The 17360-nt window shown below is 42.5% G+C and carries 19 protein-coding genes and 1 tRNA gene; 9 read left to right on the top strand and 11 right to left on the bottom strand.

Annotated features, from left to right (window positions below; genetic code table 11):
• Positions 1–224: 224 nt before the first annotated feature.
• The 5 genes from asd to Q8P13_04425 form a co-directional block, all read right to left on the bottom strand.
• The gene (asd, locus tag Q8P13_04445; protein ID MDP2671675.1) at positions 225–1271 is read right to left on the bottom strand and encodes an aspartate-semialdehyde dehydrogenase; all 1047 of its coding nucleotides are present in this window, start codon (positions 1269–1271) and stop codon (positions 225–227) included.
• Entirely contained in the window at positions 1268–2155 is an 888-nt protein-coding gene (gene dapA, locus Q8P13_04440) for a 4-hydroxy-tetrahydrodipicolinate synthase (GenBank protein ID MDP2671674.1), read from the bottom strand. The genes asd and dapA overlap by 4 nt, the downstream gene beginning before the upstream one ends.
• A complete protein-coding gene (gene dapB, locus Q8P13_04435) occupies positions 2152–2892 on the bottom strand; it encodes a 4-hydroxy-tetrahydrodipicolinate reductase (GenBank protein MDP2671673.1) in 741 nt (246 codons plus the stop codon). The genes dapA and dapB overlap by 4 nt, the downstream gene beginning before the upstream one ends.
• Positions 2889–4247: an aspartate kinase gene (locus Q8P13_04430; protein MDP2671672.1), complete on the bottom strand. Its 1359-nt coding sequence runs from the start codon at positions 4245–4247 to the stop codon at positions 2889–2891. The genes dapB and Q8P13_04430 overlap by 4 nt, the downstream gene beginning before the upstream one ends.
• A gap of 198 nt (positions 4248–4445) precedes the next feature.
• Positions 4446–4522: transfer RNA gene (locus Q8P13_04425), tRNA-Glu, on the bottom strand.
• Positions 4523–4767: 245 nt separating this feature from the next.
• On the opposite strand from Q8P13_04425, the gene greA reads away from it, so the two are divergent.
• The 9 genes from greA (at position 4768) to uppP (ending at position 11414) form a co-directional block, all read left to right on the top strand.
• Positions 4768–5265, top strand: a complete 498-nt coding sequence (gene greA, locus Q8P13_04420; protein MDP2671671.1) for a transcription elongation factor GreA — start codon at positions 4768–4770, stop codon at positions 5263–5265.
• Positions 5266–5273: 8 nt separating this feature from the next.
• The gene (locus Q8P13_04415) at positions 5274–5825 is read left to right on the top strand and encodes a hypothetical protein (protein MDP2671670.1); all 552 of its coding nucleotides are present in this window, start codon (positions 5274–5276) and stop codon (positions 5823–5825) included.
• Between the two features lie 95 nt (positions 5826–5920).
• Positions 5921–6463: a hypothetical protein gene (locus tag Q8P13_04410; protein ID MDP2671669.1), complete on the top strand. Its 543-nt coding sequence runs from the start codon at positions 5921–5923 to the stop codon at positions 6461–6463.
• A gap of 131 nt (positions 6464–6594) precedes the next feature.
• Entirely contained in the window at positions 6595–8136 is a 1542-nt protein-coding gene (gene lysS, locus Q8P13_04405; GenBank protein ID MDP2671668.1) for a lysine--tRNA ligase, read from the top strand.
• Positions 8129–8326: a DUF2007 domain-containing protein gene (locus Q8P13_04400; protein ID MDP2671667.1), complete on the top strand. Its 198-nt coding sequence runs from the start codon at positions 8129–8131 to the stop codon at positions 8324–8326. The genes lysS and Q8P13_04400 overlap by 8 nt, the downstream gene beginning before the upstream one ends.
• 33 nt (positions 8327–8359) lie before the next feature.
• Complete coding sequence (locus Q8P13_04395; protein ID MDP2671666.1) at positions 8360–8728, top strand: four helix bundle protein; 369 nt, start codon at positions 8360–8362, stop codon at positions 8726–8728.
• A gap of 17 nt (positions 8729–8745) precedes the next feature.
• The gene (gene serS, locus Q8P13_04390; protein MDP2671665.1) at positions 8746–9975 is read left to right on the top strand and encodes a serine--tRNA ligase; all 1230 of its coding nucleotides are present in this window, start codon (positions 8746–8748) and stop codon (positions 9973–9975) included.
• Positions 9947–10594, top strand: coding sequence for a fused MFS/spermidine synthase (locus tag Q8P13_04385; protein ID MDP2671664.1), 648 nt, complete (start codon positions 9947–9949; stop codon positions 10592–10594). Before serS ends, Q8P13_04385 begins: the two co-directional genes overlap by 29 nt.
• Positions 10587–11414, top strand: coding sequence for an undecaprenyl-diphosphatase UppP (uppP, locus tag Q8P13_04380; GenBank protein ID MDP2671663.1), 828 nt, complete (start codon positions 10587–10589; stop codon positions 11412–11414). The genes Q8P13_04385 and uppP overlap by 8 nt, the downstream gene beginning before the upstream one ends.
• Here the strand turns inward: uppP and Q8P13_04375 are convergent, their stop codons facing one another.
• The 6 genes from Q8P13_04375 to Q8P13_04350 all read right to left on the bottom strand — a co-directional run bounded on the left by Q8P13_04375 (position 11415) and on the right by Q8P13_04350 (position 16994).
• Positions 11415–11684 carry a hypothetical protein gene (locus Q8P13_04375; GenBank protein ID MDP2671662.1) on the bottom strand — a complete coding sequence of 90 codons (270 nt, stop codon included), beginning with the start codon at positions 11682–11684 and terminating at the stop codon, positions 11415–11417.
• Between the two features lies 1 nt (position 11685).
• Positions 11686–13941 carry an ATP-binding protein gene (locus Q8P13_04370; protein MDP2671661.1) on the bottom strand — a complete coding sequence of 752 codons (2256 nt, stop codon included), beginning with the start codon at positions 13939–13941 and terminating at the stop codon, positions 11686–11688.
• A gap of 100 nt (positions 13942–14041) precedes the next feature.
• A complete protein-coding gene (locus Q8P13_04365; GenBank protein MDP2671660.1) occupies positions 14042–14593 on the bottom strand; it encodes a GNAT family N-acetyltransferase in 552 nt (183 codons plus the stop codon).
• 21 nt (positions 14594–14614) lie between these two features.
• A complete protein-coding gene (locus Q8P13_04360; protein ID MDP2671659.1) occupies positions 14615–15202 on the bottom strand; it encodes a hypothetical protein in 588 nt (195 codons plus the stop codon).
• Between the two features lie 8 nt (positions 15203–15210).
• Positions 15211–16392 (bottom strand): MFS transporter, encoded by a 1182-nt coding sequence (locus Q8P13_04355; GenBank protein MDP2671658.1) that lies wholly within the window; start codon positions 16390–16392, stop codon positions 15211–15213.
• 107 nt (positions 16393–16499) lie between these two features.
• Positions 16500–16994: a pyruvoyl-dependent arginine decarboxylase gene (locus tag Q8P13_04350; protein MDP2671657.1), complete on the bottom strand. Its 495-nt coding sequence runs from the start codon at positions 16992–16994 to the stop codon at positions 16500–16502.
• Positions 16995–17360 lie beyond the last annotated feature (366 nt).

Here is a 17360-nt window from a genome sequence, read left to right as displayed (position 1 = left end):
AAGATTTTTGCCAATCTAAAAATTAAAGAAGATTGAGCAGCTCCTTATTATATTGAAATTAAACTATTTAGTTAGTACTGTCAAGTTTTGGTGAACAGCAAGTTCGTTATTTCGTACCAAACTATGGACCAGTTTGTTGGGGTTCTCAAGGAATGGGAGGTTGTTTTCGAGTCTTATCCGTTGGGTAATGCTGCTTATTAAGTTTGATTAAAGAAAGGGAAGTGTTAGATGAGACCTTTTGCTTTTAAAAGCTCCGCATTCAATATAGCGGCACCGGCAGCACCTCTAATGGTGTTGTGAACCAATAAGGTCAGTTTAATATGCATTGTTTTTGATTCTCTTACCCTCCCCACAGTAACTGACATACCATTATTGATATCTCTATCCAAAGAAGGTTGAGGTCTATCATTTTCACTTCGGTAAACGATAGGTTGTTTTGGAGCCGATGGTAACTTTAGCTCTTGAGGAAGAGCGGTGAATTTCTCTAAAACTTTTATAACCTCTTCAATTGAAGGTTTCTTTTCAAAACCTAGTGTTATTGTTTCTAGATGTCCGTCTCTTACCGAAACTCTATTACAATGAGCGTCTATTTTGATTGATGCGTCAATAACCTTACTTTCCGAAAATTTTCCAAGAAGTTTTAAAGGTTCGGTTTCTACTTTATCTTCTTCGTCGCCTATGTAAGGAACCACATTATCAATAGTGTCCAAGGAAGGAACTCCTGGATAACCTGCACCAGACAGAGCTTGCATAGTTGTAACTACTGCCTGCTTTATTACGAAAGCGTCATGTAATGGTTTTAGAACCATAGTAAGTCCAACTGTAGTGCAGTTTGGGTTGGTTACTATAAAACCTCCACTGCCAAACCTTTTCTTTTGCTGCTCAACCAAAGCTAAATGATCAGGATTTACTTCTGGAATAAGTAGGGGAACATCTGGATCCATACGGTGGTTTTTAGAATTACTTATTACGACATAACCAGCTTTGGCGAATCTTTCTTCTATTTCGCCAGCTACTGATGAATCAAGACCAGAAAAAACTATTTTGGCATCTATTTTGGGTTCACAAAGACCAACTACTAAATTTTCTGCCTTCTTGGGAATACTAGCAGAGACTTTCCAATTAACTACCTCTTTATAAGGTTTACCTGCGCTTTTCTCTGAAGCGCAAAGATTGGCTATTTCAAACCAGGGATGGTCAGATAAAAGTTGGACAAATCTTTGCCCAACATTACCCGTTGCACCTAAAATTCCAACTTTTATTTTACTCATATTAGATTTTGCTTTTTTAATACTTGGGAGAGAATTTCTCTGTTTTTGTCAGTTATTTTTACTAACGGCAAACGAAACACCTCTTTAATTTTCCCCATAAGAGCAAGTGAGGTTTTAACGGGTATTGGATTAGTTTCAATGAAGTTGACATTCATAAGATCTAACAGTTCAAAGTGAAGTTCTTTTGCTTTTTTCCAATTACCTTCCAACGCAGCGCTAACCATCTCAGAAAACTCTTTAGGAACTTCATTGGAAACTACAGAAATACATCCCTTACCACCTAGAATCATTAAAGGCAAAGTTAAAGAATCATCTCCAGAGAGAACTGAAAAACTTTCTGGTACTCCTTTAATAATTTCCATCATCTGATTTAAGTCACCTGAGGCCTCTTTTATTCCTACAACTGCTGGTACTTCTTTAGCAATTCTTAAAGTTGTTTCCGCTTTGATATTAAGTCCAGTTCTACCAGGTACGTTGTAAATAATAATCGGTAAGTCAACCGCATCAGCAATTGCTTTGAAATGAGCCACTAGTCCGTCTGGAGTAGGTTTATTGTAGTAGGGGCTGACATGAAGTAGTGCATCTGCTCCAACTTTCTTTGCTATTTTTGAAAATTCTATTGCTTTTTGAGTATCGTTACTTCCTGCTCCGGCAATGACAGGAACTCTTCCCTTAGTTTCATCCACGACTGTTTTTACAACTAATTCATACTCTTCAAGGTTTAAAGTGGCCGCTTCTCCTGTTGAACCACAAGGAACAATTCCATAAATACCACTATCAATTTGGAATTTAACAAGGCCTTTTAATGCCTCGACATCGACATTGCCGTTTTCCTGGAAAGGTGTTACTAGCGCTGTTATTGCCCCAATAAATTTCTTACTCATTTTAAATTCTCCTGATCAAATAAATCATCAACTGTATAAAGTCCTTTTTTACCGTCAATAAACTCAGCTGCCATTATAGCCCCCTCTGCAAAACCGCGTCTTCCGTGAGTCCTGTGGGTGAGACCAATTTCGTCCGCCTGGCTATCAAACACTACTTCATGAAGACCCGTGTTGTGACCACCTCGAACCGAAGCAAAATGCAACTCCTCATCTTTTATTTGCCTATCGAGTTTGTTTTCTTGGAGAGTCTTTTTACTAGGAAAGTTTTTCATAATTAAACTAGAAAGTTTCCTTGCAGTACCACTGGGGCTATCTTTTTTGCCTTTGTGATGGATTTCATAACCGAAAACATCATAGTCCCCAAATCTGCTTAATAGGCTACTGCCAAAAGCGACAATTTTGAAGAATATATTAGCCCCAATGGAAAAGTTCTGACCATAAATCAAACCGATGTTATTTTCTTTTACTAGACTTTTAACTTCTTCGAGATTATCATACCAACCAGTAGTTCCAATAACCAAATTCTTACCTAAAGACGCTACTTCTCTTGTATTGTTCAATACTATCTCTGGGGAAGTAAAGTCTAAAGCTACGTCAGCCTTTTTAATGCCTTCTTTATCTAAACCATCGGTTGTTTTCCTGTAACTAACGGAAACAATCTCGTGATTCTTAGTTTCAGAGAGAACCTTTTCGATTTCTTTACCCATGTTTCCGTAACCAATTAAAGCAATTTTCATTTTTTAACTCCTATGTAGTTAGAATTGTTTAATAATATTTGGTCGTGGAGAACTACAACTGCTTTTTCTATCTGTTCTCGTCTGATAATTAGACTGACGTTTATATCAGTAGAACCAAGTGAGACCATTTTAACTAAAATTCCTTCTTTATCTAAGATGTCAAAAATACGGCTAATGTTTTTTGAAGAAGCAACAACTCCCTCTCCGATTAAAGAAACCATACCAAAGCCCTCCGAGGTATTAACAGAGGCAAATTCCGAAAGTTCTTCTACAACTGAGGCCATACTATCTTTATTATCTAAAGTAACGGATACGCTAACCTCAGAAACACTTACTAAATCCACTGAAATATTATGACGGGTAAAAACTTCAAAGATTCTTGCTAAAAAACCTTTACTTAAAAGCATTTCTGTAGAATAAATATTCACCAGAGTTACCTTTGTCTTTGAGGAAATTGCGGTAATATGGTTTTTAGACTGGTGTTTCTCTAAAATAGAGGTACCCTTTGATTGAAGATTAAAACTATTTAATATTCGAACAGGAATTCCTGCTTTTACTGCCGGTCTAATCGATCTTGGGTGCAGAACCCTAGCGCCAAAAGTAGCTAGCTCTGAAGCCTCCTTATAAGAAATTCTATCTAGAAGCTTTGCTGTTTTTACTAATTTAGGATCAGCAGTTAGAATCCCGTCAACATCAGTCCAAATCTCTAATTCATCAGCGTTTAAACAGTAGCCAATTATTGAGGCTGAGTAGTCAGAACCCCCTCTTCCCAAGGTAGTAGTTTTCCCATCCTGTGTTGAGCCAATGAATCCAGTGACCACTGGAATTAATCCTTTCTCAATTAAAGGTTTTAGGTTTTTGTTTACTGCCTTCCTGGTTTCTCCAGGAAGGAATTCAGCTTCGCCAAAATTGTTGTCAGTAACAATCAACTCAGTTGCTAACACCTGTTGTGATTTAATTCCACTACTTTTTAATGCTTCGTTAACTATGTAGGAAGACATAATTTCTCCGAAGGAAGAGAGTTTATCAGTAGAAGATTTATCTAGATTGCCCTTACTTGAAACTTTTTTTGCTTCTTCAAGAGTAGAGTCTACATAAGAAATTATTTTACTTGCAGCTGCATCTTCTTTCCAGATATTCTTTACTAGATCAACGTGAATTTCTCTGATTCTTTGAAAAAGACTTTCCGACTGTTCAGGTGGTTTCGTAGCCAAAATAAGTAAGTCGGTAACGCCAGATAAAGCCGATACAACCACTACTGGTTTTTTGGTGACTCTTTTACTCACTATTTCGCAAATATTCGAGATTCTGTCTTTGGTCGAAACCGAGGTTCCGCCGAATTTAATAACAATCACATTTTTCCCTTCTCAACAGACAGCTGCATTTTAGTTCAATTTAGTTGAATTGTAAACTTTATTTAGAGTCGGAGTGGATTTATTTTGTAGCTGGTTAACGAAAAATTACAGCCCGAATTGGAAGGAGTGTTAAGATAGGTTTCCTACAAGCCTGCACAAACAAATATAGAGATGACTATCGGGAAAGGATATCCGTACTGGTGACCCCGATCGGATTTGAACCGATGATCTCCTGGATGAGAACCAGGTGTCCTGAACCGCTAGACGACGGGGCCTTTAGATAAATGTTTCGTGGTCGGATTATACATTATTAGCTTCGTAGACGTCAAAGAGGAGCTACTCAGCTGCTTACTAGACTGCTTGACAAGGGTAATATATTTATGATATTTTCTAGCGTGATACTTGGATCCTGTACTCGGGTTTGAGTATTGAAATCCCTACTTTGTTAGGGTACGAAAATGAAGTCCCCGAGATTGGGGACTTTTGCGTTTTCTAAGAAAGGAAAAGCAAAATTAAAATTATGAAAAATTCTACTTCAGAGGAAATAATTAACAAAGACTTAGCTGAAAAAGTTTATCTCACCGGCGAAGGCTTAGCCAAGCTCAAAGAAGAGCTTGATCATTTGAAAAATGTCAAAAGAAAAGAAGTTACCGAAAGAATCGCCAAGGCAAGGGAATATGGGGATATCAGCGAAAACTCAGAGTATGACACTGCTCGTGATGAACAGTCTTTTACTGAAGGAAGAATTCTCGAAATTGAATCTATTCTCAAGAGAAGTGAAGTCATCGAAGAAACCCATCTTGGGATGGTCCAGATTGGTTCAAGTGTGACAGTTGAGATAGACGGTGATCGAGATACTTATCACATCGTTGGAACGATGGAAGCTGAGCCAGAGAGCGGTCGGATTTCCCATGAATCTCCAGTTGGTAAAGCTCTGATTGGCCTCAAGGTCGGTGACGAAGTCGATGTCACTACGCCGTATGCTACTTTACATTACCGCATCAAAGCGATAAACTAGCTTCACTTATGAAAGTGCTTGTTTGTGGTAGCTGGGAAAATCACAAAGCAAATCTTTTCGCCAAAGAATCCCGTTTGCTAGGGAAACTCCTTGCCGAGTCAGGCTTCGACGTGGTTCTTGGTTCTGGTACAGGAGTGGCCCGTTTTGTATTGGAAGGTTTTAACTCGGTTCCGAGTCATGGCAAATCGATATTTTATCTACCAGATTTAATAGAAATGAAGAGAGTTGGGGAAGAATTGGCCCAGGGAGCTGACATCGTTGTTCAGACCGGGGTAGATTATCCAAGCCGAAATCTCATCCAAATCAAACTTTGTGACGCGCTCGCCGTCATTGGTGGGGCCGATGCCACTGTTTCTGAAATTATCAATGCAATTTTGGATTATAAAAAACCAGTAGCTGTCCTTGATAAATCAGGTCCAGTTTCTGCTATTGTACGAATGCTTCCCAAGACAGGAAGCAAAGTTTTTTTGGCTAAAAGTGTAAAAAACATGCTTGAGTTTCTTCACCTTATGGAAAACTCTCCCCAAACCCACGCTTCTGCCTCAATCCACACCGCCTAATCCCTGTTTGCTTCCTTGTAAGTTGAAATTAAAGCTAAATATGTTAGAATACCTATCCATAAACCCGCAGCCGCGTCAGAGAGAGGAGAAAACCAATGGACGCGCTTTTCATTGCGGGTGGTGAGAGTTTGGTGCTTCATTCGAGACAGCGGTCGATCATCCGACAGTTGGGTGTTTACCTTGCACCCATGCCTTGGCTGCTTCGCTTGGGTCCAACCAAGGGAGAGGTTGTCCATGCATTGTGTGAGGGGCTGCTTTCTTCGTCGAATCGAAACGTTCAGGTTCTGATCGAACTTCCCGTCGGCATTACCCGGGAAATGCTAGAACCATCGTTCTTGCAGCTGGGCCCAACCATCGTTCCTTCTACGAAGGATCGCGACCATCGTAATACCAACCAGATCGAAGAGTCAAAGGTGGTACTGGTCTTGCCTGGAGAAAGCAAGACTTACGCCGAGGCTTTGAAGGCTACTGATAAGGACAAGCCGACAGTAGTCTTCGACATTGGAGGTAGGGCGGTGGATTTGATCCGAGAAGAGACGGCAGCTCAAGGCAAGGTTACCTATGTCCGCTCTGCTCAGGAGGGTTTCGATTTCGTTCGAGCTCATCTTCACCTGACGGAGTTGGCAGCTGGAGCCTGATCGACCATGACACTCACCACAAAGGGGACTCATGTTGGCTAGACGGTCTGTTCGACCCTGTCTACCGACGTGAGTCCCTACCCCCACTTTCTTCCTTTGCAACCAAGCTCAACTTCATATATACTAGGTTCATGTTTTGGGCTGACATTGTTGCCAAAGAAACAAAAAGAAAAGAACCGATTCTGGTTAACGATGCAAAAACCCCCTCTGGGAAAGTTCACGTTGGTTCTTTGCGGGGAGTTCTCATCCACGATTTTGTTTACAAATCCCTACTAAAACTAGGCAAAAAGGCTCGCTATACTTATCACTTTGATGACTTTGATCCAATGGACGGTCTTCCGATTTACTTGGATAAAGAAAAATATGAAAAATACATGGGTTTTCCTCTCAAAGACGTCCCTTCTCCGCAAAGAGGTTACACCAGTTACGCAGACTACTACGCCAAAGACTTTTTGAAAGTTTTCAATTCTCTTGGTGCCGAACCAGAAATCGTTTGGTCTTACAAGGATATGTACGCCTCGGGAAGGCTCGATCAAGCAATAAAAATTGTTCTTGATAAGGCCCCTGAAATTCAGGAAATTTACCAGCGGGTTTCTGGTTCTGAAAAGAAAAAAGATTGGTTTCCTTTTCAGCCGGTGTGCGAAAATTGCGGCAGGATCGGCACGACGAGAGTTTACTTTTGGGACGGGAAGCAAGTCAGTTACGTTTGTGAAAAAGACATGGTTGAGTGGGCGGTAGGCTGTGGGTATGAGGGGAAAGTGAGTCCCTTTGGCGGTAAAGGCAAAATGCCTTGGAAAGTGGAGTGGCCGAGTAAATGGTTGGTTAATCAGGTTGGCTTCGAGGGCTCAGGCAAAGACCACACCTCCAAAGGCGGCTCGCGTGATATCGGCAATCATATTGCTCGGGAGATTTTCAAAATTGAACCGCCGGAAGATCTTGCCTACGAGCACTTTCTTTTTGGGGGTAAAAAAATGAGTTCTTCCAAAGGTTTAGGAGCTTCCGCAGCTGCTGTTGCGGAAGTGTTACCTGCTAGCGTACTCAGATTTTTAAACGCCCGCTATCACCCTCGAGTGGCGATTGATTTTGATCCCACTCATTCGGATACTATTCCCAATTTGTTTGACGAGTACGATCGAGCCCGGGAAGCTTATTTTGCAGATCCAGAGTCTGACTTGGGACGGACTTTTGAAGCCGGCCATATTGGGAAACCGGTCAAGGTTTTCATTCCACGGTTTATTACTTTGGCCAATTGGCTGCGCCAACCAAATATAAACATAGAAGCTGAAGCAGAAAAAGCTAAGGGTTCAGGTTTAACAAAAGAGGACAAAGAAGACTTGGATAGAAGAGCGCGTTACGCCAAAATCTGGCTCGAAAGGTTTGCAAAAAAAGAGCAGAGGGTAATTGAGGTTAAAGAGCAAGAAAAACTCACTTTTAGTGAGCGAGTGAAAAAATACTTTAAAGATCTTGATAGAGACTTAGATAAAGACTGGACTGAGGAGGAACTGCAGAAACGCATCTTTCAGATAGCAAAGGAAAATGATTTACAGCCAAAAGAAGCTTTCACAAGTACGTATCAAGCTTTAATTGGAGATGATCACGGACCAAAAGTTTCAGCCTTAATAATTTCTGATAAATCTAAAGCTAGAAAAGCCTTAAAAAAACAGTATGAGTGAGCGAGTGGTGACAACCGCCTTCGACAATAAAGTGGCCCTGATGCTAGTTGAAAGGCTGAAAAATGCCGGTATTCCGGCTCGAGTTGGAAGTGAAACCTCATCGACCGGGGTTTTTGGTGTTGAGCTGAGTCGTACCGTCATTGTCCCAGAAGAATACATTGCCGAAGCCAAAGAAATACTTGAATTATAGGGAGTAGGGATTAGCGTTTAGGGTGTAGAAAAGATGACTTTAACTTCTTACAAAGAACTTACGGTTTGGCAACGTTCAATTGAACTTGTTGAGGAAATCTATAAACTCACAGCCAAATTCCCGAAAGAGGAAACCTACGGATTGGTAAGTCAGTTACGAAGAGCGGCAGTGGCTATTCCTTCAAATATCGCGGAAGGCTATCAAAGAGGTCACAAAGCAGAGTATATACAATTCCTCAGAGTTGCGTTTGCATCTTCGTCTGAAGTAGAAACCCAACTAATAATCGCAGAAAAACTTGAACAAACCAAAAAATTGGATTATTCTAAAGCCACCAATCTATTAGAAGAAACTAGAAAAATGCTGAATAAAATGATTTCGAACTTAAAAGGAGCTAAACCCTAAACCCTGTACCCTAAACAATGCTCGATATTAAATTCGTTCGGGACAACCAAAATCTTATTAGAGAAACTCTAAAAAAACGGCGCTATGAGTTTGATCTCGACCGTCTTTTGAGAGTTGACAAAGCACGTAGCGATTTGATAGTTGAAGTAGATAATCTGCGTAGTCAAAAAAACCAGTTTGCAAAAGATAAGGATATTGAGAAGGGTAAGAAAATCAAGGTTCACTTAACCAAACAAGAGGCAGCATTGGCAGCGGTGAAAGAGGAGTTTAGAGACTTACTTGACCAAGTCCCAAATCTTTTGGACAAGTCGGTTCCAGATGGTGCTACAGAGGAATCTAACGTTGAGATAAAGCGTTGGGGAGAGATCGAGAAAAGAGATTTCAAGATTATCGATCACGTGCAAATAGCAGAGAAGCTGGGAATTATCGATTTTGAGGCTGGAACAAAGATTGGGGGGCGTGGATTCTACTATTTAAAAGACGGCGGTGCCCTTTTAGAGCTCGCCCTAGTGAATTGGGTCATGCAGTTTTTGGTAAAAAAAGGTTTTCATCCAGTAATTACTCCGGAGCTGGCTCTCCAAAAGTTTATTCAGGGCACCGGCTATTTACCAAAGCGGGAAGAACCTGACCTCTATAAGGTGGAAAATGAGGACTTGTACTTAATTGCGACAGCAGAAATTCCTCTCGCCGGTATGCATGCTGAGCAAATTCTAAATGAGGAAGACCTACCTCTAAATTATGCTGGTTTCAGTAGCTCTTTTCGGAAAGAATCAGGAACCTATGGTAAGTACGCGAAAGGGATTTACCGGGTTCATCAGTTTGATAAAGTGGAAATCTTCAAATTTGCCAAACCAGCTGACTCAGAAAAAGAGTTTAAGGAGATTATTGCAGTTGAGGAGGAGATTTATCAGGCGTTGAAGATTCCCTACCGAATTGTGAATATTGCCAGTGGTGAGATGAGTGCTCCAGCAGTTTTAAAATATGATTTTGAATATTACTCTCCGCTTGATGAGACTTATCGTGAACTAACGTCAACCTCGAATACTACTGATTACCAAGCACGGAGGTTGGGGATTAAGTATCGGACTAAAGATGGGAAGAAAACTGAGTTTGTTCATACCCTCAACGGAACGGCAATCGCGATGAGTCGAACACCAATCGCTATTTTAGAAAATTATCAGCAAAAAGACGGTTCGGTCAAAGTTCCTGAGGTGTTGCGTGAATTTTTGGGCAAAGATACTCTTTGAAGGCGAGTCCCCCTTCAACGGCGAAATCAAAGTTTTTGAGATTCTGGGGGTTCGGAAACTGTCCGCTTCTGGTTTTGTTCAATCGCGCAGCGTCAAGGACAACGGTGAAAGTGAGTTCTATTGGAACGCGCTTGCCCACTCAGTACCACTCAAAACTGGAAACAGAGTTTTGCTTTTGGGGATGTCAGCCGGGACTGTTGCACTATCACTACGCAAAAAATATCCGGAAACAATCATTGATGGGGTGGAAATAGATCCTCTCATGATTGATTTGGGAAAAAGATTCTTTTATCTTGAGAAAGCAAAAGTAAACGTCTTTGTGGGAGACGCAAGAAGCTTTGTTAAAACAGCCAAAAATAGTTACGATCTGATTATTTTGGATCTTTTCGTCGGCGACAAAGTACCGAGCTTTGTTTTTGATAAAGACTTTATGGAAAAGTTGGGGAAACTGTTGAAAAGTGGAGGAAGACTCGTCATGAATAGGATTTATGATTCCAAAAAGGAAATAAAGAGTTTTGAGCAAGCTTTCGCTCGCTATTTTAGAGTTGTCAACAAAAAATCCGGTCCCGCCTTTGCTGAAACTGGAAATCTGATTTTGGTAGGAGAGAATTATGGTTGAAATCTTCCAAGCTGTCATTTTGGGCTTCATCCAGGGTATGACCGAGTTTCTTCCTATTTCTTCTACGGCGCACTTGATTGTGGTACCTTGGTTTTTTGGTTGGCAAGGGGTGGTGGCTTCCCTACCGTTTGATTTAGCTTTGCATATTGGGACTAGTCTAGCGGTGATCGGCTTTTTTTGGCGGGATTGGGTAAGGTTGTTTTTATCTTTTCTAAGAAATTTGCCTGGGGGGACAAAAAAGATTTGGCAAGAAACGGAAAGCAGACTCTTTTTGCTACTGGCGCTTGGCTCGATTCCAGCGGCTATTGCCGGAGTCTTTCTTGAAAATATTGTCGAAAACAGTTTCAGGAAAGACATGGTGCTGATTACCTCAGTAGTGATAATCTTTGCTCTGGTGCTTTATTGGGCTGATTCTCGAATAGGAAAGAGGAAGGTTGAGAAGGTTACTCTGCGAGATTCTTTGGCAGTGGGGTTTGCCCAAGTGCTTGCTCTGATTCCCGGGGTTTCACGCAGTGGGATTACTATCACCGCCGGTTTGCTAGCTGGCTTGGACAGGGAGGCAGCAACTAGATTTTCCTTTTTGCTTTCCACCCCAATTATTGTTGGAGCCTCGCTCTTTAAATTCAAAGACATCATCAAAGAGGGTGGCTTTGGAGATCACTTTGATATTTTTTTGGTTGGAAGCCTTGCCTCGGCTGTTTCTGGCTGGATCGCGATAAAATTTCTTCTCAGCTTTGTTCAAAAAAATAGTTTTCGTGTCTTTGTAGTTTACCGTTTGGTGGTTGGAGTAGCCCTTCTTCTGGTCACCATAGCCCGCTAATCACTCGTATTTTGGAGAAAAAAGTTTCTTTTTACCCTTAAACCAATTGATGGTGTTGACTACTGCAGCTCCGACCCGAAGACCGGTGAAAGAGCCCGGTCCTTCATTCATTTCAAATTCCAAGGTAGAAAGATTGAGTTTGTGTTTTTTTACCAAGAAGTCAATTGCGGGTAGTGGCGAGGTAGCGGTTCTTTCATCAATCTTCTTGTCTCCATTGAAGAGGGTTACAGTTGCTTGTTTGCTGACAGTCGTATCCAGATAGAGCTTCATTTTAGCGTTTTTTGAGCATTCCCTGGAGCATTAGGGTACTTGGGTCATGTTCGACCGGTTTCTGAGATTTAGAGATTGGAAGAGAAAAAGTGAAGGTGGTTCCTTTGCCCTCAACACTATTGGCCCAGATTTTTCCGTGCATGAGTTCAATATAGTTTTTGGTGATATAAAGCCCGAGTCCACTTCCACCTGAGGTTGCCATAGTGGCGTAGCTTTTTTGCAAACGGCCAAACTTGCTAAAAAGTTTGGGCAAATCATCTTTTCTAATTCCAATACCGGTATCGGCAACTGAGGTTTCAATATTACCAGCGTTTTTTTGGAAAGAAACTGTGATCTTTCCTCCGGCTCGAGTAAACTTCAGGGCATTGCCGATAAGGTTGGTAAAAATTTCGTTAAGTTTTTGAATGTCAGCTGAGACAAGGGGTACGGTACTATCTTTATCAATGACTGTTTCAATTTTTAGTTCTCGTGCTTGCTCGGCGAGGGTATCAGTCACATCTTGGGCAACTTTGATCAGAGAAACTGGTTCAAGCTCGATGTTCAGCCGACCAGTCTCAATGTGGGAGACGTCAAGGACATCGTTAATCATACCGATGAGCCTCTCAGAGCTGTCATAAACCTTGAAAAGGTAGTTTTGCATTTGAGTATTCAGTGGTCCGGCTCGACCGTTCAAAACTAGCCAAACGTAACTTTTTATTGCGGTCATTGGAGTACGAAGTTCATGGGAAACGACCGAAACGAATTCGTCCTTGGCTTTATCGAGTTCTTTGAGACGGTCGTTGGCGGCTCGCAGATCTTCAGTGGCTTTGCTGACTTCAATCTGGAGTTTACTGGCAAACTTTTTCTGCTCATCATAAAGTTTCGCGTTCTCAATGGCGATGGCTGCTTGGCGACCCAAAATTTCCAGAAGCTTAAGATCTTCGTTTGAGTAGAGATCCCCGGAAAGTTTTTCACCAAGGAAAACTGCACCAGTGATTTTGTCCTTTGAGATCAGAGGAACGATCACAGCCACCCCACTTTTTTCCAGAGCTTCGAAAGCGGCCAAGGTCTTTTCATCAAAAACACCACGCCGTTCCTGGATCATACTTTTGATTTCTTCCATGACTAAGAGACGCGGAAATTTTTCAAGTATTTCGGACAGAAAATATTTTTGCTCAGCAATCGTATCAAGAGTGTTGTCGAAACCATCAGCTACCTCTATCTTCTCAAAATGACCATCAGTGCGAAGATAAACTGCAAATTTGCTCATTTTGACTGATCCTGCTAGGTTGTTCTTGATAGCCAAAAGAAGTTCGCCCAGGTCAATGATTGAGCTTATGTCCTCTGCAAGATTGGAAATTGTTTCTTCGGCATTGTACCTAGCCTTGAAAAAGATTTTGTCAGTGGTTTTTTCAATAAACCTTTTGAGTGGGTCACCTGTAAAAGCTACAACTATGATGGCTAGTAAGTCAGTGATTCTCGGGAAAGAGCTCGTACCTTCCGGCAAAAATAACCTATTCAAAACAAAGACAAGGGATGAATAAATTATGGCAAGTACAAAGAGTAAAGATGAGTAAACAAGTGAGCGACGGATGATAATTTCGATATCCAGGAGTCTATGACGAATGATTGAGTAGGTTACAGCAGTAGTTAGTATTAAGGTTGATGCAGGGGCGATACTTATTAATTGAGAGAATCCAAACAGAGGTAGAACTCCACTCATAACTAAAGCAAAGAGGAGAGTGGCAAACAACCCACCCAATAGATAAGCAAGTTGAATTTTTTGTAAACCATAAGAACGTCGATATTTTGTATAAAGTTTAGCTAAACTAATTAATGCGTATATTGCTATAAATAAAACAATCGCAGAATAAACAGGTCCTACTTCGGTTTGTTGGCCGGCGTTTGTAAATGTTACCTTGGAGATATTTAATGCGGTTGGAATGAAAGGCAAAAGAATTAGTGTTGGTATAGTAGCAATAACCCAAACTAGAGGTTTTATTACTGTCGGAGGTTTTGGGTATACGTCTGAGAAAAACAGAAGAATAGGAGACAGAACTACTGGTCCTAAGACTGTTGCTCTTGCCCAAAATAAAGCTGTTTCTGGGGTACTTGACTGATCAGCAAGAAAATTTGTTAGAACCCAAGTAACGATACATAATGTGAAAGCTCCAAAGGATAAGTTTACAGGACTTTTTGGATTCTTTATTAGAATCAAAAGACTAAGGGTTAATGAGATAAGAATTGTGAGTACCGAGACAAATGATCCTATGGGCATATGTTAAATTTAACAGCTTATTGGGGTGTTTTCAATTGCGGGGTGGGGAGTGCAAGGCAAAGCTGTACACTCCCCGGAGGATCTCTCATCTTCCTACCCCTTAATCGTCGCCGTTGATGATGATTGCGTCGTAGGTCTGTATCTCCACCAGGCGAGATGGCAAGGACTTTGCGTGAACCGTTTTCAGGAGAAGAGTGAACGTGATTTCATTGCGGCCGCCGAAGTCGCAGAATGTTACCACGATTCCTTCCTGCTTCATGTGACGCTTGATCTCATTAGCGAGGGTTTGGAGAATTCCTCTCCCACGCTTGTCTGGGCGAACGAAGAAGCTCTGAGCGTACATGCGCCTACCTAGGTATTCAGGGAAGTGTTTGTTGTAGTACGCTTCGCTGATCCAAGGTACGAGACCGAGGTTCTTGGTGAAGAGGCTGCCGGCCACGAGTTCTCCGTTCTCGTAGACCAACAGCTTCACGATTTCAGTATTGCGCATGAACTCTTTGAATTCACGCCGGGTGAGACTCTGACGGCAGGGGTGGTCTTCCCTGATTTCCGCGAAGCTGCTTTCATACACCTGCCATGCTTCCTCAAGGTCTGACCCTTCCACAACCTGAAGGTGCTTAGCACCCTCTCGCTTTCCGGTGTCTGCAACCACACGACCTCCTTCTAAGGCTTGCTAGCCCAACACTCTTTCGACAAACCTACTCAGGCTTATTCCACCTACACCATAGAATGGAACCCAGATTGCCCCGAACAACCAGGCGCCAACCACAATGTATCCGTAGGTAAAACGGTTACTGAAACCCAAAACCTTGACTACAGCCCAGCCTAGTACAGGACCGAGCAGAATCGCGGCCGCCAGGACTCCAAGGAATCTAGAGATTTTGGCGAACCAAAAAACTACGCGGTTTCTTAGGCTGCTGGTCGAAGGCCTGTTACCTGAGTTGGACTTCCTCTTGAACGATACCTTCTTGGGTAACAACCAGTTGATAAACGACTCAGCCATTGGTTTGACCTGTGGCCAAATCGTGAAGGCCAGGAGACCAAGGACAGCCCAGATCGTGCAGAAAGCTACATAACCCCAAACTATCCCAAGGTGGTTTACTAGCAGAATGATAGGGGTTGCGAGGGCCACTTCATCCCAAATCATGAGAGCAAATACTGGGCTAACGGTTAGTGCCCCGGCAACTACCTTCGTCACAGGTGAGTTCTTGATCGAGTCAACTAAGTGTTGACGACGACCGTTAAGTTTGGTATTTATCACGGCTTCTCCTATGCGTGAACAGGTTTGATCAGCACGTAGTTGGAGCTCGTTTGGTTAGTTCTCACCAGGAAAAAGAGTGAAAGTGCTGCCGAAGCAGAAAAGATCACCCCTATTCCTGCGTAGGTTCCTTCCGAAAGAATGATGCCACCGAGCGCCGCACCTATTAGGGTTCCAAGAGCACTTACCATATCCACTGCTGCAATGGCGGGTACTCTAGCTGCCGCGCGCTCTGTTTCGTGAAGTAACATTGTTTCCATGGCTAAAAGGCCAGGAGAGCGCACGAATGCGTATACCGACGCGATAGCAACTGTCGTCCAGAAGCCGTTGGTTAGCCAGAAGAAGACGAAAGCTAGAGGAATGACCAACACTCCAGTGGTGATCGCGATTTTCTTCTGGGTTTCTCGGTTTTCTGAGAAGATGAAAGTACCTATGGTGAAGGCTATTCCAGCGCAGACGAAAAACCAGCTGACTTCGGATGAAGTTGGCTGGTAAGTGCGGACAAGGAAACCTCCTACGAAGGTTACTACCCCAAACCAACTCGCAGCAACAAAGATGTTGGCGAGAAGAAGTCCTCGAAGGTAGCTGTTGTTCCAGATAGTTTGGAATCCTCCCGTTTCCACTTCCTTGTGTGGGTACTCTTTAGCAAAAGCAAGGGTTAGACTGAGAAGCAGCATTGTTGCGCCCGCTAAAGTAAACCACTTGAAGGCGCTCTGCCAATCACCGCCTCCGGCCCAGGTGTTTGCTAGTGGAAGACCAAAGATAGCTGAAAGGGCTGTCCCGATTAGAATCCATTGGTTTCCAAAAGCCCAACGGTTGCGTGGTAGGTAGTTGGCGATAGCGACCCAGGCCGCTGGGTAGATCAGTCCATCTGCGAACCCGTTAAGAATGCGAATAGCCAAGAGCGCGCCATAGGTGTCAGTCGTTGTGGCAAGCCAAGATCCAAAAGTTAAGCTAGCCAGACCAAACCAAATAACGTACTTTGGACTAACCCTCGAACCGAAAAGACCGTAAACTAGCAGGATTCCGATCATGGCGCCGGCCGAAATCGTCACCAGTTGCGCCGCCGCTCCCAGGCTGATACCCAGAGAAAAGGCGATGTAGGGCTGAAGAGGCGAGGGGAGAGTAAGGTTCCAAAAACTCACTCCCACGGCCAGAATCAGCACCAAAAGAGGCCATTCATTCTTTCTCATGCGATCCCCTCCTTAGGGTATTGAGTTGTGGTCTTACAGACCGTGTGCAATTTCTAAAGGGATTGTAGCAGAAAGTTAAGAATAAAGCAACCTATAGTATTATAGGGTTACCAGGGCTCAGAACTATAAACAGCGGCAACCAAAGAGCAGGCAGATTTTTGATTGACCTCTTGGGAAGAGATCTTCATATGTATCTTTTCTCTTTCAAATTTGATTTCTCTGAACTCACACAAATCTTTGATAGTCGCTTCAAGTTTTTTTGAAACATTTCTTTCAGCTTCATCGGCCTCAAGAGTTTCAACAATATCATGGTGTTCAGCAAAAACTCCTCGCTTGTCGTCCCACTGGTACCAAGCAATACCTGCAGCGATGCTTCGGCCTAGTTGATCGGTTCTTTCCTCAGCTAGAACTACGTAAAGCTTGTTCCCATACTCGTTTTCTGGCGACTCAAATTTTTTCTCAACAAGTTCTGAGTCGGGAGGAATGATTGAGGAAAGTCTTATCAGATTATAGTTATATATTCCTGCTTCTTTCAAAGCGTTGTCGAAAGCTGCTAAAGTCGTTTCTCCTGTACCGTTTCCCGAACTTATTATTATTTTCATACTTTCTTAATTATAGTACATTCCCGTTAACGTGGAAAATTTGCTATGTAGTAGTAAAATAGATACTATCTAATAGAAACGCAAGGAGTGAGATTATGCGTTTTTCTTTTCCGTGGGTTCGGTCTTCGGTTTCGGTGAACACTCGAGCGCAGAAGGTTCTCCAACTCCGCAAGGCGATGGAGGATAAAAGGTGCGTAGAGCAAGGTGCTAGGTGGTTTGCCTTCCGTAAACCACCCGTCTGAGTCCACCAACGACGTTTCTAGAAGACAAGAGGTTGATGAGTAGATTCTTCTTCTCCTCATCAACCTCACCACACTTACTAAAGAAATTTTCCTTGAAATATAATAATTTTGCTTGGTTTCTTTG

The sequence above is a fragment of the bacterium genome (assembly GCA_030704665.1).
Classification (GTDB): Bacteria; Patescibacteriota; Microgenomatia; order Woykebacterales; family RBG-16-39-9b; genus JAUYID01.
Note: the sequence above shows the minus strand (reverse complement) of the source record. Positions and strands in the feature narration are given on the sequence as shown.

Bases quoted from the DNA above. Each gene is read 5' to 3' on its own strand.
- asd (MDP2671675.1), bottom strand. From the start codon at position 1,271: ATGAGTAAAATAAAAGTTGGAATTTTAGGTGCAACGGGTAATGTTGGG.
- dapA (MDP2671674.1), bottom strand. From the start codon at position 2,155: ATGAGTAAGAAATTTATTGGGGCAATAACAGCGCTAGTAACACCTTTC.
- dapB (MDP2671673.1), bottom strand. From the start codon at position 2,892: ATGAAAATTGCTTTAATTGGTTACGGAAACATGGGTAAAGAAATCGAA.
- greA (MDP2671671.1), top strand. From the start codon at position 4,768: ATGAAAAATTCTACTTCAGAGGAAATAATTAACAAAGACTTAGCTGAA.
- Q8P13_04415 (MDP2671670.1), top strand. From the start codon at position 5,274: ATGAAAGTGCTTGTTTGTGGTAGCTGGGAAAATCACAAAGCAAATCTT.
- Q8P13_04410 (MDP2671669.1), top strand. From the start codon at position 5,921: ATGGACGCGCTTTTCATTGCGGGTGGTGAGAGTTTGGTGCTTCATTCG.
- lysS (MDP2671668.1), top strand. From the start codon at position 6,595: ATGTTTTGGGCTGACATTGTTGCCAAAGAAACAAAAAGAAAAGAACCG.
- Q8P13_04400 (MDP2671667.1), top strand. From the start codon at position 8,129: ATGAGTGAGCGAGTGGTGACAACCGCCTTCGACAATAAAGTGGCCCTG.
- Q8P13_04395 (MDP2671666.1), top strand. From the start codon at position 8,360: ATGACTTTAACTTCTTACAAAGAACTTACGGTTTGGCAACGTTCAATT.
- serS (MDP2671665.1), top strand. From the start codon at position 8,746: ATGCTCGATATTAAATTCGTTCGGGACAACCAAAATCTTATTAGAGAA.
- uppP (MDP2671663.1), top strand. From the start codon at position 10,587: ATGGTTGAAATCTTCCAAGCTGTCATTTTGGGCTTCATCCAGGGTATG.
- Q8P13_04375 (MDP2671662.1), bottom strand. From the start codon at position 11,684: ATGAAGCTCTATCTGGATACGACTGTCAGCAAACAAGCAACTGTAACC.
- Q8P13_04370 (MDP2671661.1), bottom strand. From the start codon at position 13,941: ATGCCCATAGGATCATTTGTCTCGGTACTCACAATTCTTATCTCATTA.
- Q8P13_04355 (MDP2671658.1), bottom strand. From the start codon at position 16,392: ATGAGAAAGAATGAATGGCCTCTTTTGGTGCTGATTCTGGCCGTGGGA.
- Q8P13_04350 (MDP2671657.1), bottom strand. From the start codon at position 16,994: ATGAAAATAATAATAAGTTCGGGAAACGGTACAGGAGAAACGACTTTA.